Annotated in this window: 12 protein-coding genes; all 12 read right to left on the reverse strand. The window is 75.8% G+C overall.

Going from position 1 to position 14,812, the window contains the following annotated elements; translation table 11 throughout:
* Window positions 1-4: 4 nt before the first annotated feature.
* The 12 genes from ACFYZY_RS08370 to phzG all read right to left on the reverse strand — a co-directional run bounded on the left by ACFYZY_RS08370 (window position 5) and on the right by phzG (window position 14,807).
* Window positions 5-1,303 (reverse strand): MFS transporter, encoded by a 1,299-nt coding sequence (locus tag ACFYZY_RS08370; protein ID WP_388690833.1) that lies wholly within the window; start codon window positions 1,301-1,303, stop codon window positions 5-7.
* A complete protein-coding gene (locus ACFYZY_RS08375) occupies window positions 1,300-2,775 on the reverse strand; it encodes an acetyl-CoA carboxylase biotin carboxylase subunit family protein (protein WP_388690835.1) in 1,476 nt (491 codons plus the stop codon). The genes ACFYZY_RS08370 and ACFYZY_RS08375 overlap by 4 nt, the downstream gene beginning before the upstream one ends.
* Window positions 2,772-3,962 (reverse strand): 3-deoxy-7-phosphoheptulonate synthase, encoded by a 1,191-nt coding sequence (locus ACFYZY_RS08380; protein WP_388690838.1) that lies wholly within the window; start codon window positions 3,960-3,962, stop codon window positions 2,772-2,774. The genes ACFYZY_RS08375 and ACFYZY_RS08380 overlap by 4 nt, the downstream gene beginning before the upstream one ends.
* Window positions 3,959-5,464 carry a lyase family protein gene (locus tag ACFYZY_RS08385; RefSeq protein ID WP_388690840.1) on the reverse strand — a complete coding sequence of 502 codons (1,506 nt, stop codon included), beginning with the start codon at window positions 5,462-5,464 and terminating at the stop codon, window positions 3,959-3,961. Before ACFYZY_RS08385 ends, ACFYZY_RS08380 begins: the two co-directional genes overlap by 4 nt.
* A complete protein-coding gene (locus ACFYZY_RS08390; protein WP_388690843.1) occupies window positions 5,461-7,440 on the reverse strand; it encodes an FAD/NAD(P)-binding protein in 1,980 nt (659 codons plus the stop codon). Before ACFYZY_RS08390 ends, ACFYZY_RS08385 begins: the two co-directional genes overlap by 4 nt.
* Before the next feature lie 238 nt (window positions 7,441-7,678).
* Window positions 7,679-9,172, reverse strand: a complete 1,494-nt coding sequence (locus ACFYZY_RS08395) for an aldehyde dehydrogenase family protein (protein WP_388690846.1) — start codon at window positions 9,170-9,172, stop codon at window positions 7,679-7,681.
* Window positions 9,172-10,269, reverse strand: coding sequence for a phenazine antibiotic biosynthesis protein (locus ACFYZY_RS08400; protein ID WP_388690847.1), 1,098 nt, complete (start codon window positions 10,267-10,269; stop codon window positions 9,172-9,174). Before ACFYZY_RS08400 ends, ACFYZY_RS08395 begins: the two co-directional genes overlap by 1 nt.
* 331 nt (window positions 10,270-10,600) lie before the next feature.
* Window positions 10,601-11,665, reverse strand: a complete 1,065-nt coding sequence (locus tag ACFYZY_RS08405; protein WP_388691338.1) for a 3-oxoacyl-ACP synthase III family protein — start codon at window positions 11,663-11,665, stop codon at window positions 10,601-10,603.
* Between the two features lie 2 nt (window positions 11,666-11,667).
* Entirely contained in the window at window positions 11,668-11,946 is a 279-nt protein-coding gene (locus ACFYZY_RS08410) for a phosphopantetheine-binding protein (protein WP_388690850.1), read from the reverse strand.
* Entirely contained in the window at window positions 11,943-13,520 is a 1,578-nt protein-coding gene (locus ACFYZY_RS08415; protein WP_388690853.1) for an amino acid adenylation domain-containing protein, read from the reverse strand. Before ACFYZY_RS08415 ends, ACFYZY_RS08410 begins: the two co-directional genes overlap by 4 nt.
* A gap of 81 nt (window positions 13,521-13,601) precedes the next feature.
* Window positions 13,602-14,123, reverse strand: coding sequence for a flavin reductase family protein (locus ACFYZY_RS08420; protein WP_388690856.1), 522 nt, complete (start codon window positions 14,121-14,123; stop codon window positions 13,602-13,604).
* A gap of 18 nt (window positions 14,124-14,141) precedes the next feature.
* Window positions 14,142-14,807, reverse strand: coding sequence for a phenazine biosynthesis FMN-dependent oxidase PhzG (gene phzG, locus ACFYZY_RS08425; RefSeq protein WP_388690859.1), 666 nt, complete (start codon window positions 14,805-14,807; stop codon window positions 14,142-14,144).
* Window positions 14,808-14,812 lie beyond the last annotated feature (5 nt).

Consider the following 14,812-nt stretch of genomic DNA (forward strand, 5'->3'; position numbering starts at 1 on the left):
GCGGTCACGCCCCCCGCCGTCCGGGGGCGCCGGAACCTCCCAGCGCCGCCAGGACGAGCAGGGTGGCGAGGAGCGAGGCCCCGCCGAGGACGAACCAGAACGAGTGCCCCAGCTCGGTGAAGAGCCAGCCGCCGGCCACCGGTCCGACGGCCGAACCGAGGCCGAAGGCGAAGTGGAAGCTGCCGAGGTAGTGGCTCTTGAGGTGGGCGGGGGCGACGACGGCGGGGTACGAGAAGATCGCCGGCCCGCCGACGATCTCCCCGAGGGTCCACACGAGGGTGCCCGCGACGATCACCGCCGGGCCCATCGGCAGCCCGTACAGGGCGACCCCGGACCCCAGCAGGGCGAACGCCGCCCCGATGGTGATCCGCACCGGCCACGCCTGGGTGACCCGGGTGAGCACCAGCTCGAAGGCGATGACCAGGAAGCCGTTCAGGGAGACCGCGACGGTGTACCAGAAGACGGCCAGGCCGGCCGCCGCCACGTCGAGCGGGAGCGTGGAGAGGTACTGGGCGTAGACCGCGGTGTGGACGAGGGTGGCGACCAGGTAGAGGGAGAACCTCCGGTCGCGCAGGACCGCGAGGTAGCTTCCGGTGGCCTCCCCGGTCTTGCGGGCGCCGCCGGCCCGGTCGGCCGGCAGGGTGCGCCAGGCGAGCACGGCGAAGGCCAGGGCGATCACCGCCTCCCCCCAGAACAGCAGGTCGTAGCTGTCGTGACCGAGGCGGAACAGCCCGAAGCCGACCAGCGGCGCGGCCATCGCGCCGAGGTTCAGGCCGAAGCGGTACATGGCGAAGACCATGACCTGCCGGTCCTCGCCGGCCAGTTCGGACAGCAGCGCCGCGGAGGCGGGCCGGAACATCTGCCCGGCCAGGCCCGCGAGGACGACGACGGCCAGCAGGGTGCCGTAGTCGTCCAGGTAGAGCAGGGCGGCGGTCAGCACGGCCGAGGCCGCCATGCTGACGGCGGTGGTGTTGCGGGCCCCCATCCGGTCGGAGAGGGAGCCGCCGATGAGCACCCCGAGGACGGTCCCGGCCCCGTACGCGCCGAGCGCGAGGGTGGCCCGGCCGGAGGAGTGGCCGAGGGAGGTCAGGTACAGGACGAGGAAGATGTTCAGGAAGCCGCCGAGGCGGTTGATGAACACCCCGGCGAGCAGCGTCTTGACGGCGACCGGCGCCTCGGCGAACGTCCGGCGCGCGGACACCGCTTCCGGGGCGGCGTCCGCGTCCGGAGCGGTGGCCGGGTCCGGGGCGGTGGCCGCCGCCCGTACGGAGGAGGAGGGCCCTCCGGCCCCGTTCCCGCTCATCCGGCCGGCTCCGCGGGCGCGGTGCGGACGGTGACGGCCGCGCGGACCCTCGCCTCCAGGTCGTCCAGTTCGGCGGGCCCGGGGGCGTCGATGAAGAAGTTCGCCACCCGGTCCTCGCTGCTGTTCAGCGGGCCGACGTAGGAGCCCTTCTCCTTCTGGGTGAAGACGGCCCGCAGGGTCGGCGGGTCGTCGGCGCGGCCGCCGCGCACCTCGGGCCAGAGGTCGCCCTCGCCCGCCCACTCGACGCCGACGCCCGGCCAGTCGACGGAGACCTCCTCCAGGGTGCCGGGCTCGTGCTCCAGGTACACCTGGCGGGCGTACCGGACCGGCGCGGGGTACTCGGCGGTCTCGCCGAGGGCGATGCGGATGATCTCCGGTTCGACGGGCCGCCCGGTGGCCAGGTGGTAGAGGACGGTGAGGCCGTCCCCGGGGGTGCGGGCGGCGATCTCCATCAGGCGGGGGCGGCCCCCGGCGTCCAGGCGCCACTCGGAGTGGGTCATGCCGTCCCGGAAGTCCAGCCGGCGCAGCAGGCGCTCGTTGACGTCGAGGAGCGCGTCGCGTTCCGGCCCCGGGGCGCCGGAGACGGTGTGGGACAGCTCCACGAAGGTGTCGGCGTGCGCGTCGGTGGTCCGCTTGACGGTGACGGAGCTCCAGACGGTCCGGCCGTGCTGGACGAGCGCCTCGACGGAGAACTCCTGGCCGGGGACCTTCTCCTCGACCAGGATCGTCTCGTGGGCGGGGTACTCGGCCAGGGCCGCCGCCAGCGCGTCCGCGTCGGTGACCGTCCGCACGCCCGAGCTGGAGTGCCGGGTGGCGGGCTTGACGACGGCCGGGAAGGGGACGGCGGACAGGTCGGCGCCGTCCCGGCCGCCGGGCGGGACGACCAGCGCGCGCGGGCTGAACTCGCCCAGGTACAGCCGCTGGAGGTACTTGCTGCGGCAGACGCGGCTGGCGCGCAGCCCCGGGGACGGCAGGCCGAGGGCGTCGGCGACGAGGCCGGTGGGTTCGACCAGGGTCTCCCCCGCGGCGTAGGCGCCGACGATCTCGTAGCGGGACTCCCAGGCGCGGACGGCGGCCACGACGCCCGCGTTGAAGGAGCCCTCGCGGTCCACGGAGCCCTCGACGAACGCGAAGTCGTCGATGGCGGCGGCCGGGTGACCGGGCTCGGACCGGGAGGCCAGGGCCTGGTCCCGCCACGCGGCGGGGGTGATCAGCAGGATCCGCAGGCCGCGCCGGGTCAGCTCCTCCAGGTAGAGCGGGGCGCGGCAGACGGCGAGGAAGGAGCCGGTGAGGAGGAAGGCGGCGGGCCTGCCGGACGCCGGGGACGGAGCCGTGGCCGTGGCCGGGGCCGGGGTGGTGCCGACCGCCGGGGCGGGGCCGGACGCCGGGGCGGGGCCGGACGCCGGGGTCGGGGATGCGGACGTGGCCGGAGCCGGGGCGGGGCCGGGCGGCGGGGTCGGGGCTGTGTTCATCGGTCGGGCCTCCACAGGTCGGCGGCCAGGAAGGCCAGGTCGAGCGCCTGGCCGCGGTTGAGGCGCGGGTCGCAGGCGGTGGTGTAGCGCAGGTCGAGGTCGTCGAGGGCCACCGGGTCGGTGCCGCCGACGCACTCGGTGACGTGGGCGCCGGTGAGTTCCAGGTGCAGGCCGCCGGGGTGGGTGCCCAGCTCCCGGTGGATCTCCACGAAGGCCCGCAGCTCGGCGGTGATGTCGTCGAGCAGCCGGGTCTTGCGGCCGTTGGGGGCGACCCGGGTGTTGCCGTGCATCGGGTCGGACACCCACAGCGCGGGCGAACCGGCGGCGGTGACCTTCTCCACCAGGCCGGGCAGCACCTCGCGGACGGTGCCCGCGCCCATGCGGGTGATGAAGGTGAGCCGGCCGGGCTCGTTGTCGGGGTCGAGGACCTCGGCGAGGGCGAGCAGTTCGTCGGCGGTCGCGGTCGGGCCGACCTTGACGCCGACGGGGTTGGCGATCCCCGCGGCGAACGCCACGTGCCCGCCGTCGAGCTGGCGGGTGCGTTCGCCGATCCACACGAAGTGGCCGGAGCCGGCCCAGCGGCGGCCGGTCTCCTCGTCGGTGCGCACCAGCGGGGTCTCGTAGTCGAGGAGCAGCGCCTCGTGGCTGACGTGCAGCGGGAGGCCGTCCGGGGCGTCGGGCCCGCCGAGCAGGCGGATGCGGTCCAGGGTCCGGGCGGCGGTGTCGTAGGCGGTCGTCATCCGCCACGGGTCGGGGGTGCGCTCGGACGCGGTGAACCCGAGGCCGTTGACCGCGTCGCCCCGGTAGGCGGGGAGTTCGGTGCCGTCGCGCGTCTCGGTGGGGCTGGAGCGCGGTTTGGCGTACTGGCCCGCCATCCGGCCGAGCGGCACCACGGGCACGGCGGCGCCGTAGGAGACGATCTCGGCCATCTGGCGCAGGGTGGTGGCGGTGCTCTCGGCCTCGCCGAGGGCGCGTTCGCCGAACTCCTCGGCGCAGTGGCCGCCCTGGAGCAGGAGGGCCTCGCCGCGGGCGGCGGCGGCCAGCCGCGCGCGCAGGGCGTCGCTCTCCGCGAGGGGGGTGAGCGGGGGGAGTTCGCTCAGGAGTCCGGCGACCGTGGCGAGACCCACGGGGTCGGGCCAGTCGGGCTGCTGTGCCGACTTCAGTGCCTCCAGGGCTGTACCGGTCATGAGGTGTTCGCTCCTCGTCTCAGGGCCCGGTCGGTCAGGGGACCGGCCGCTCCTGTGTAGTGGGCGGGTTCCAGCAGGTCGCGCAGTTCTTCCGGGCCGAGGACGCCGCGCAGCCGGGGGTCGGCGGCGAGGACGTCCCCGAGGGGCCTTCCGGTGGTGTGGACGGTGACGGAGACCTCGGTCAGCAGGCGGCGGGCCGCCGCCTTGCCGAGCCGGGGGGTGAGGACGGCGGCGATCCGCTCGGTCACCGGCAGGCCCCCGGTCAGGCCGAGGTTGGCCCGCATCCGGGCCGGATCGACGGTCAGTCCGGCGGCGAGCGCGGCGGCGGTGTGCGCGGCGCCGCCGGTCAGCCGGAGGCATTCGCGCAGGGTGTGCCACTCGCTGTGCCAGACGCCGGCCGACCGCTCGTCCTCGGTGACGAGGGCCTGGGCGAGGGTGCCCGCGAGGGCGGGGACGACCAGGGCGGCGGACCGGACCAGGGTGGCGAGCACCGGGTTGCGCTTGTGGGGCATGGCGGAGGAGGCGCCCCGGCCGGCCGGGGCGGGTTCCGCCGCCTCGGCGGTCTCGGTGCGCGCCAGGACCAGGACGTCCACGGCGAACTTGCCCAGCGCGCCGGCCGCGTGGGCCAGTACGGCACCCAGGTCGGCGACCGGGGTGCGCAGGGCGTGCCAGGGCAGGGAGGGCGCGCAGAGCCCGGTCTCGGAGGCGAACGCGGCGCCGAGCCGGGCGGCGTAGTCGTCCCCGGTCCAGGGCGCGTCCGCACCGGTGCCGCCGTCCCCGCCCGGGGGCGCGTCCGCGTCGAGGCGGGCGTACTCCAGGTACCCGGCCAGGGTGCCGGCCGCGCCGCCGAGCGACACCGGCAGCCGGAGGCGGTCGACGCGCTGGACGGCGTCGAGCAGCAGGTGCCGCCAGCCCGCCGCCTTCAGGCCGAAGGTGGTGGGGACGGCGTGCAGGGCGAGGGTGCGTCCGGCCAGCGGGGTGTCGCGGTGCTCGGCGGCCAGGACGGCCAGCGACCCGGCGGTGCGCAGCAGGTCGGCGCGGAGCACCTTCAGGGTGCGGGCGGCGACCAGCATCATGCCGGTGTCCAGGATGTCCTGGCTGGTGGAGCCCCGGTGCACGTACTCGGCGGCGGCGGGGTCGCGTTCGGCGACGAGCCGGGTGAAGGCGGCGACCAGGCCCACGACGGGGTTGGCGTTCTCCCGCGCGGCCAGGGCCAGCGCCCGGACGTCGAGCCGCCGGGCGTCGGCCGCCTCCGTGATCACCCGGGCGGCCTCCCCGGGCAGCGTCCCGAGCCGTGCCTGCGCCCGTGCGAGCGCCGCCTCGGCGTCGAGCATGGCCTGCAGCCAGGCCGTGTCGTCGGTCGCCGCCTCGGCGGGCGTGCCGGCCCGTACCGGCGACAGCAGCCCGGCGTCGGGCGCGGCGGGCGGGACGGGGGCCGGCGGGATCGCGGGGGCCGCCGGGGCCGGCGCCGGGTGCGGGGCGGGGCGGGCCGGGGCGGTCATGAGCGGGCCTCGGCGCGGGGCGCGTCCGCCGGCCGGGCGACGGCGGGGAGGGCGAGGGCCGCGTGGGCGACGGCGTCGGAGTCCTCCAGGGTCACCGAGCCGACGCCGGGCCGGATGCCGGCGGCGGTGACCCAGTGCACGCCCTCGGTGGGGACGCCGTAGGCGAACCGGCGCGGGTGCGGGGTGCCCGCCGCGTCGATCAGCCGGTAGGGCCGCTCGGAGACGGCGAGGCCGCCGGTCTCGTACACGGCGCCGTCGCGACCGGGGATCGTGTACGGGCGGCACTGGCCGGTCTCCAGGAGCTGCGTCAGGAGCGGGTCGGCGGTGCGGCGCACGTCCGGGTGCGGCAGCCGGGCCTCGATGAGCGCGGTCAGCCGGATGTCGTCGCCGTCCACCCCGTCGGCGGCGGCCACGAACACCGGACCGTCGGGGCCCTCGGCCTCGGTGCGCACGCGCAGGCCGGGCCCGGTGAACTCGACGACGCCGGCCGAGGCCAGCGCGATCAGCTCGTCGATGCGGGAGACCGGCGGGCCGATGGAGAGGAAGGCGTTGAGCGGGGTGTACCAGCCGTCGAGCTCCTCGCGGTGCGAACCGGCCTCCAGGCCGCCGTGGTCGACGGCGAGCCGGATCTCGTTGCGCAGGTCGCGCAGGACGTCGAGGGCGGCCTTCAGCGGGCCGTTGACGTTGCCCTCCCGGGCCTCCTTGGCGTCGCGCAGCAGGTAGGCGAGCATCCAGCGGCGGAAGTCGTCGCGGTCGGTGAAGCGCAGGTCGCCGTAGGGGCGGGAGAGGGTGCGCCAGTTCCACCGCTCCTCGCCGTCGATGCCGGCCCCGGCGAGCAGGGCCTCCTCGGCGTCGTCGCCGGCGGCCAGGTAGCGGGCGGTGAAGTCCTCGATCCGGTCGGGCGTCCAGGAGCCGCCGCGCGCCGCGAGCAGCCGCTCGTAGTAGACGCTCTGCACCTCCTTGCGGACCAGCGGCCAGATGTGGACGCCGAAGTCGATCCAGTCGCCGTCCCGTGCGGCGGCGCGCATCGCCGCGACCCGCTCGACGGTCAGCAGGCGCGGCGCGTGGCGGCCGTGGGCGCCCTTCTCGTTCTCGCCGCGCGCCTGGTGGGGGACGCCCCGGCGGGAGCCGACGTACATCCGGGGTTCGAGGCCGGAGGGGCGGTAGACCAGCCGCCCGTCGGACCGCCGCTCGAAGAATCCGCCGCGGCCGTGGGTGAGCAGGGCCATGTAGTCGAAGAAGTTCAGTCCGAGGCCCCGCAGCAGCACCGGCCGTCCGGGACCTATGGCGTCGAGGTCGACGTCCGCCGGGTTGGCGGGGCCGATGTACGTGAGGCCGTGCGCGGCGGCGAACTCCGCGAGGCGCCGCTCCTCGGGCTCCGGCGCGGCGGGCAGGTGGCCCTGGGCGAGGACCACGGCGGAGAGGCCGGTCAGGCGGGCGCCGTCGGCGAGGTCGAGGGCCTGCGGGCCGTCGGGGGCGTCCGCGTCGTGCAGGGCGACGGCCCGGGTGCGGTGCACGTGGAAGGCGATGTGCGCGGGGGCGCCCTCCAGCACCCTCTCGAACGCCCACTGGAGGTAGTGGCCGTAGAAGGCGCGGGTCGGGTAGGCGTCGGGCCCGAGCGCACGGGCCTCCGCGAGGGTCTGCGCGCCGAAGCGGCGTTCGGTGGCGTCGGGGTCGGCGGCGATCCGGCGCGCCCACGCGTAAAGGCTGGGGCCCTCCTCGATGGGTCCCTCGACGGTGACGCTGTCGTCCGTGTACAGGGTGATCTGCGAGGAGACCGTGTTCATCAGCAGGTGGCGCGACTGGTCCGGCCGCCACACCGCGCCGGAGCCCGGTGGGGAGGGGTCTATGACGTGGACGGTCAACGCGTCGTGGGCCGGGGACTTGCGCTCCTGGGCGCAGATGCGCTCCAGGACGGACAGTCCCCGGGGCCCGGCCCCGACGAGGGCGATCCGGGCGTGGCTGTGCTGCGGCATGTGTTCCTCTCCCGCCGGCGGAAAAAGGTTTCTGGTGGTCTGGCCCGCGCCGGAACGGCCGGGCCGGGTCAGACGGACGTGTTCCAGCCGACGTCGGACAGCGCGCAGGGGGTGGGCACGGTCCTCTCCTCTCGTTCGTGGCCGTTCGCGGCCGGTGGGTCGTTCGCGGGGGCCGGCCGGTCGGCCGGTCGTTCACGCGTGCGCGCCCGTCGGTCCGCAGCCGGCGGGCGGGTCGGGGTCAGTCGCGGATCACGGTCTTGGCGCGCATGAGGAACTCCGCGAGGTATCCGTCGTGCGGGAGCCCGGGGCCCATCCAGTACGTGGGGTGGTCACCGGCGTGGACGTTGCCGATGGAGGGCTCGTCGACCAGGTCCCCGAGGAGCCGCCGGTCGGCGGTGAGGGCGGTGACGACGAGGCTGCCGCGCAGCGGGGCGGTGCCGGCGGACCGGTCGTAGGGGGCCACCCACACGCAGGGGAAGGGGAGTTCGGCCCCCGCCTGCGGGGCGTCGGCCCGGTCGAGCTGGTGGACGGCCGGGCGCAGGACGGCGCTTCCGTCGCCGAGGTCCTCCGCGACGCCGTCCCCGCCGAGCCAGGCGCGGGTCCCGGCGGCCCGGGAGAGCAGGTGCGCTTCGAGGGCGCGGGCGGTGGCGGCGTCCCGCACGGGCAGGACGGCCCTCTCGTCCTCGGGCGGGAGGACGGGCAGGGCGGCGAGGCGTTCGGCGAGGGCCTCGGCCAGGGGGGCCGGGTCGCCCTCGACGAGGACGGCGGTGGTGTTGACGCAGCCGGTGCCGCCGTGTCCGGCGACGGAGGCGGTGATCGTGTCGAGGTGGTCGCGCCAGTCGGTGTCGGCGGTGACGAGGACCTTGCTGCGGCCGGGCCCCTGGGTCAGGACGCGCGGGTCGGCGCCGTACTTCCGCACGACGTCGTCGCCGCCGTAGACCAGGGAGCGGTCGGCGGCCCGCAGCAGGACGTCGGCCTCGGTGTGCCCGGTGGGCAGGTAGGCGACCTGGTCGTCCCCGAAGCCGGCCGCGCGCAGGGCGGTGACCAGCCGGAACGGGGTGAAGGGCTCGCGCCGGGAGGGGCGCAGGGCGACCCGGTAGCCCAGGGCGAGGGCCTCGGGCCACAGGCTGTGGGTGCCGGGGTGGTTGCCGGCCGCGAGGACGGCGAGGGTCTCGGCGCGCCGGGTCCACACGGCACGGCCGGTGCGGGTGAGCGGGGAGCGCCAGTCCTCGGCCGCGCCGGCGGGGCGGGCCTGGGCGAGGCTGTCGTAGACCCGGGTGAGGCGGGCGCGGATGTTCCCGACGGTGGTGCGGACGACGCCCAGCGGGATGCCGCCGACACGGCTGACGGTGTGCTCGTACTCCGCCGCGCCCATCCCTCCGAGTTCGGCGGTGGCGAACAGCTCGGCGGCGCGGACGAGGGCGGCGATCCGCTCGTCGGGGGCGAGCGGGCGGGCCCGGTGCAGGGCCTTGACGGTGCGGTCGACGAAGAGGGAGGGGACCAGGCCGAGTTCGGCCACGGGCGCGCCGGAGACGTCGGTGACGACGGTGCGGCGGCGGGGCCGGAAGGCGCCCCGGGGGCCGAGCGCGTCCAGGTGGCCCGTACCGGAGGAGGGCCGGGGGGACGCGGGCCGCGCGGGGTCGGGGTGCAAGGGCGCGGGGTGCGCGGGACCGGGGTGTACGGGTGCGGGGCGCGCGGAGTCGGGGTGCGCGGCCGTGGACGGGGCGGGCATCAGTAGACCCCCTCGATCACGGCCTCGTTCTCGAACGTGGCCACGGGGGCGATGTCGGCGACGGCGTCGCCCACCCCGCCGGGGAACGGGATCCGGGTGGCCAGGTCGCGTTCCAGGTTGTTGGGGAGCAGGAACGTCTTGCTGACGTGGCTGACGACGACCCGGCCGCGCTCGCCGTACGCCACGGGCTCGCGGGTGTCCGGATCGACGACGGAGAAGGTGACGTAGGGGCTGAGCGGGTCGAAGGTGCACGGGTCCTCGTCCGACAGGCCCGGACGCTCGCCCGCGAAGCCGAGGATCATCGTGCTGCCGTAGTTCCCGCAGAAGACGGTGTCCGGGAAGATCTCCGTCCGGTACAGGTGGCGGGAGTCGGGGTCGAGCTGGGTGCCGCCCCAGCGGATCGCCTTCACCTTCTTGTGGACCAGCTCCACCAGGTCCTCGCGGCCGGCCAGCCGCTCCAGCACCGAGGGGGTGATGGTGAGGACCTCGATGTCCTGGGTGGCGAGGACGAACTCCGCCTGGTCCAGGAGGTGTTCGGCGTAGGCACCGGCGTCGGCGCCGCGACCGGAGGCGATCAGCCTCTTCACCCAGCGCGGGTCGAGGTCGATGGTGAAGCCGCGGCGGCCGTGGGTGTCGGCCGAGCGGCGGAAGAACTCGCCGACGATGTGCGGGCCCGTCGGGACCAGGCCCAGCCAGTCGGCGCCGCGCGGGAAGCCGTGCGCGTCCAGGTTGGCGTTCGACCAGGCGACCATGCGGTCCAGCCAGTCGCGGGTGAGGACGACCCGCTTGGGCGCGCCGGTGGTGCCGCCGCTCTCGAAGACGCCGACCACGTCGGGCCGGGAGCCGTAGCCGCGCGGGACGAGGTCCGCGGCGCGGACGTGGCGCAGCTCCCCGGTGACGTCGGGGAAGCGGGCGAGGTCGGCGTGGGTGCGGATGTCGGTGCGCGGGTCGAAGTCCAGGGTCTCCGCGCGCCGCAGCCAGAACGGGGAGCCGGTCTCCGGGTCGAAGTGCCACGCCATCGCCGCCCGCAGGAACTCGTCGGGGTCGGGCCGCGCGTCGTACGGAAGGTCCAGGATCGGGTGGTCGGGCGAGGGCACGGTGTCTCCTTGTCGGGGCGCACGGCGGACGGACACGGGGAGGGCACGGGACGGCGGGCGGACGGGGACGCCGGGCCGGGGGCACGGCGGACGGGCGGGAGCGCCGGGCCCGGGGGCACGGCGGACGGACGGAGGCGCCGACCGGAGGGGCACGGCGGACGGACGGAAGCGCCGGGCCCGGGGGCACGGCGGACGGACGTGGTCGGGAGAGGTGCAGCGGGTACGCCGACGGGACCCGGCACGGGGGGTGGTTTCGGTCCCGTCGGCGTACCCGCTGGTCCGGGGGGGGCCGCCCGGGGTCCGTACGGCGGACCGGGGGCGGCCGGGCGGGCTAGACGCGGATCAGCGTGGCGCACCAGCGGCCCGTGGAGATGCCGCACAGGGCGACGAGGTCTCCGGGCGCCAGTTCGCCGCGTTCCAGCTGGAGTCCCAGCGAGATCAACTGGTCGGCGCCGCCCATGTGTCCGTGGTCGGGCGCCAGGGCCGCGTTGGTCCGTTCCGGCGGGACGCCGAGCGGGGTCGCGACGGCGGCGATGCTGGTGGGGACGTCGTTGAGGTAGATGACGTGGTCGATGTCCTCCCGGCCGACGCCGGCGCGGGCGGCGGCCCCGTCGACGACCTCGACGAGCCGGGTGTAGCGCTCGCCGATGAACTTGCGCAGCTTGGCCGGGTCCCCGGCGAACTGCTCGCGCACCTGGTCGTAGGCGGACGGCGCGTCCGCGCTGGTCCAGCCGACCGGCGGGAGCGGGGCGACCGCGCCGCCGAAGTCCAGGCGCAGCAGGTCGCTGTACTCGGGGTCGGTGAACTGCTCGCTGGACAGCCACCGGTTGGACCCGTGGCCGCGGCTGACGACGACGGCCACGGCCGCGTCGCTGAGCACGGTGTTGATGACGTTCATCCGGTTGCGGTGGAACTCGCTGACCCGGTTGACGACCACGAACAGCGCGTGCCGGGCCTCGGGCTGCATCGCCATCGTCGAGGCCACGTAGAACAGGCCGTTGACGCCGGAGCCGCAGCCCTCGTTGAGCAGCAGCGTCTGGGTGCGCTCGATCTTCAGCTCGCGGGCCAGGGCCGAGGCGCTGTCCCAGTACGCGTACTCGGGCATGTCGGTGGTGGCGACGACCACGAGGTCCAGGGCGTCGGCGGTGAGGCCGGCCCGGTCCAGGGCCTGCTGCGCGGCCTCCCGGGAGAGGTCGGTGGCGGTGACCCCGTCCGGGGCCCGGTGGAAGGTGCGGTAGCCCCACTTGAGCACGCGGCCGGGGTCGGGCACGTAGTCGGCGGCGACGGCCGCGACGTCCTGGTCCTCGCCGAAGGCGTAGCCGAAGGCCGCGATGCCGATGTCCGGCGCGCCGCTCCTCGCGGCGGCGGTGTCCGGGGCGCTGGTGTCCGGTGCCATCGTCACGCCGCCTCGGGAGCGGCCGCCGCGGCGAGGCGGGCGGCGAGTTCGTCGGCGGCCTCGGCGAGGGTGCCGTCGAAGAGGACCATGATGTCGTACTCGTCGCCGAAGCGTTCCCGGGCGTACTCGCCGAGCTGGAGGGCGAGGGCCGAGTGGCCGCCGAGCTCCAGGAAGCCGTCGCCGGGCTCCACCTCCGGCTCCTCGAGCAGTTCGGCGACCCACTCCAGGGTCTGTGCGCGGATCTCCTCGGCCTGCGCGGAGGGTGCGGGTGCGGTGCTCATCGGGTCCGGCTCCTCTCTTCTTCCCAGATCCGGGCCACTGCGGCCCGGTCGACCTTTCCGTTGACGGTGCGCGGCAGGTGGGGCACCGGCAGGGCCCGGTAGGACGACGGGTGCATGTACGAGGGCAGCAGCTCCCGCACATGGCCGCGCAGGGCCCGCGCGCCGGGGTCCCCGGCGCCCTCGCCGAGGACGTAGGCGCAGACCAGCCGGTCGTCGCCGGGTTTGAACGTGTGGACCCAGACCACCGCGTCGGTGACGTCCGGGTGGGCCTGCACGGCGACCTCGACGTCGCTGAGCTCGATGCGGTGGCCGCGCAGCTTGACCTGGAGGTCGGCGCGGCCGACGTAGAGGTAGCCGCCGTCCGGGCGGGGGACGACCAGGTCGCCGGTGCGGTAGTGACGGACGCCGCCGACGGCCGGGAAGCGCTCGGCGGTCAGCTCGGGGCGTCCCAGGTAGCCGTCGGCGACCTGGGGTCCCGCCAGCCACAGCTCGCCCTGCTCGCCGGGGGCGGCGTCGCGGCCGTCGTCGGTGACGACCCGGGCGGAGCCGGAGAGCAGCCGTCCGACGGAGAGGGTGTCGCCGTCGAGGTCCTCCTCGGTCACCGTGTGGTGGGTGCTGAGCACGGCCGCCTCGGTGACCCCGTACATGTTGACCAGGAACGGGGCGGTGAAGCCGAACCGTCCGGTCCAGCCCCGGAGCGTCTCGGGGGTGAGCTTCTCCCCGCCGAAGATCACGTAGCGCAGGGCCGGCAGCTCGATCCCGTCGCGCAGCACGATGCCGGCCATCGCGCCGAACGCCGTCGGGGTCTGGTTGAGCACGGTGACGCCCTCGTCGGCGACGAAGCGCGCGCACGCCTCGGGGGAGCGCGAGGTGCCCGGCGGCAGCACCACCAGGCGGGCGCCGGTGGACAGCGGTCCCCAGATCTCCCACACCGAGAAGTCGAAGGCGATGGAGTGGAAGAGGAGCCAGCTGTCGTGCTCGTCGAAGGCGAACGGTCCCCTCGCCGCGTCCAGCAGGGCGGTGACGGCGCCGTGCGGGACCAGGACGCCCTTGGGGCGGCCGGTGGTGCCCGAGGTGTAGATGATGTACGCGGTGTCGTGCGGTTCCGGGCCCCGCCGGTCCGGCGCGGCGGACGGCGGCGCGTCCGCCAGGGCGGCGACGCGCTCCCCGGGGACGAGCGGGACGTCGCCGAGGTCGCAGCCGTCCGGGTCGCCGACGAAGGCGGTGATCCCGCTGTCGGAGACGATGAACCGGTTGCGCGAGGGCGGGTTGCGCACCTCCAGCGGCACGTACGCGGCGCCCGCCTTCATGATGCCGACCATCGTCGCGACGGCGGCGGCGCCCGGCGGCATCCGCAGGGCGACCCGGTCCCCGCGGCCCACGCCCAGGCCCTCCAGGAGCGCGGCCACGGCGTCCGACCAGGCGTCGAGCCGGCGGTAGCTGTACGAGGTCCCGTCCGCGGTGAGCGCCGGGCGGTCGGGGAAGCGCTCGGCGGAGGCGGCGAACAGCGCGGGCAGGGTGCGCCGGCCGGCGGACGGCTCGGTGCGCGGCGGGCTGATCGTGGTCAGGGTCATGACGTCCTCCGGGGAGGTGGGGCGGTTCGGTTCGGGGTCGGGGCGGGGCGGCGGCCGGTGGTGTCCGTGGTCGCGGCGCCCTCACCAGTCGGCGATGTGCGAGGCGCGGATGTCCCGCTCGGCCCGGTCCGGGGCGGGCTCGGGCCGGGCGAAGCCCCGGTTGTAGTAGACGAGCGGGGTGCGGTCGCTCGTGTACGCCTCCTCGACGAAGCCGATGAGGATGCTGTGGTCGCCGGCGTCGACGACGGAGTGCATGGAGCAGGCCACCCGGACGCTGGTGTGGTGCAGGCCGGGCAGGCCCAGCTCGCAGCGCTCCATGGCGCCGTCGGCGAACCGGTCGATGCCGGAGGTCGCGAACCTGCGGGCCACGCCGTGCTGCTCCTCGGCCAGGACGTTGATCAGGAAGCGGCGCGCGGAGCTGAACGCGGCGTGCGTGCTGGCCTCCTTGTCCAGGCAGACCGAGACGAGCGGCGGGTCGAGCGAGACGGAGCTGAACGAGCTGGCCGTGAAGCCCCAGGGCCGGCCGTCGGCGTCGACGGTGGTGACCACCGTCACCGGGGCCGGCACCAGGGCCATCGTGCGGGTGAGCAGGGAGCGCTCCATGAGGGGTCCACTCTCCGATCAGGGTTGCAGTCGGGCGGTGCGCCACCGGGCGCCGTGCCGCGTGTAGGCGAGCCGGCGGTGCAGCCGGTCCGAGGCGGCGCTCCAGAACTCCGCCTCGGCCGGTGCCAGGAGGTATCCGGTGAAGCGGTCGGGGCGGGGCAGCGCCCGCCCCGTCTCCAGGAGCCGGTACGCCTCGGCGCGCATCCCCTCCGGGTCGTCGAGGGGGTCGCTCTGGCGGGAGACGACCGTCATGGAGTGCAGCGGGACCGGGCGGGCCGCCCACAGCGCGTCGGACTCGGCCGGCGCCAGGGGGGTGACCGGGCCGGAGAGGCTGATCTGCCGCCCGGTCTCCCGCCAGTAGAGGAGGCCCGAGGCCCAGCCGGTCTCGGCCAGTTCGCGGCCCTTGCGGCTGGTGCTGTGGGTGGCGAAGACGAGCCCGTCGCCGGTCTCGCGGATCACGGTGACGATCCGGTTGGAGGCGCGGCCCCCGGAGGTCGCGGTGGCCAGGGCCATCGAGCGGGGCTCGCGCACCCCGCGCCGTTCCGCCCCGGCCAGCCACCGCCGGACCAGGACCATGGGGTCGGCGGGCGGGTCGTCGTACTCGGGGAAGTCGAGGTCGGCGTCCCCGGAGAGGGACTCGAACCTGCTGGTGTCGACGGCGGGTGCGCCGGTGCTGGTGGTCATGGGGT

The organism is Streptomyces sp. NPDC001744 (genome assembly GCF_042892575.1).
Classification (GTDB): Bacteria; Actinomycetota; Actinomycetes; order Streptomycetales; family Streptomycetaceae; genus Streptomyces.

Bases quoted from the DNA above. Each gene is read 5' to 3' on its own strand.
- ACFYZY_RS08370 (WP_388690833.1), bottom strand. From the start codon at position 1,303: ATGAGCGGGAACGGGGCCGGAGGGCCCTCCTCCTCCGTACGGGCGGCG.
- ACFYZY_RS08375 (WP_388690835.1), bottom strand. From the start codon at position 2,775: ATGAACACAGCCCCGACCCCGCCGCCCGGCCCCGCCCCGGCTCCGGCC.
- ACFYZY_RS08380 (WP_388690838.1), bottom strand. From the start codon at position 3,962: ATGACCGGTACAGCCCTGGAGGCACTGAAGTCGGCACAGCAGCCCGAC.
- ACFYZY_RS08385 (WP_388690840.1), bottom strand. From the start codon at position 5,464: ATGACCGCCCCGGCCCGCCCCGCCCCGCACCCGGCGCCGGCCCCGGCG.
- ACFYZY_RS08390 (WP_388690843.1), bottom strand. From the start codon at position 7,440: ATGCCGCAGCACAGCCACGCCCGGATCGCCCTCGTCGGGGCCGGGCCC.
- ACFYZY_RS08395 (WP_388690846.1), bottom strand. From the start codon at position 9,172: ATGCCCGCCCCGTCCACGGCCGCGCACCCCGACTCCGCGCGCCCCGCA.
- ACFYZY_RS08405 (WP_388691338.1), bottom strand. From the start codon at position 11,665: ATGGCACCGGACACCAGCGCCCCGGACACCGCCGCCGCGAGGAGCGGC.
- ACFYZY_RS08410 (WP_388690850.1), bottom strand. From the start codon at position 11,946: ATGAGCACCGCACCCGCACCCTCCGCGCAGGCCGAGGAGATCCGCGCA.
- ACFYZY_RS08415 (WP_388690853.1), bottom strand. From the start codon at position 13,520: ATGACCCTGACCACGATCAGCCCGCCGCGCACCGAGCCGTCCGCCGGC.
- ACFYZY_RS08420 (WP_388690856.1), bottom strand. From the start codon at position 14,123: ATGGAGCGCTCCCTGCTCACCCGCACGATGGCCCTGGTGCCGGCCCCG.
- phzG (WP_388690859.1), bottom strand. From the start codon at position 14,807: ATGACCACCAGCACCGGCGCACCCGCCGTCGACACCAGCAGGTTCGAG.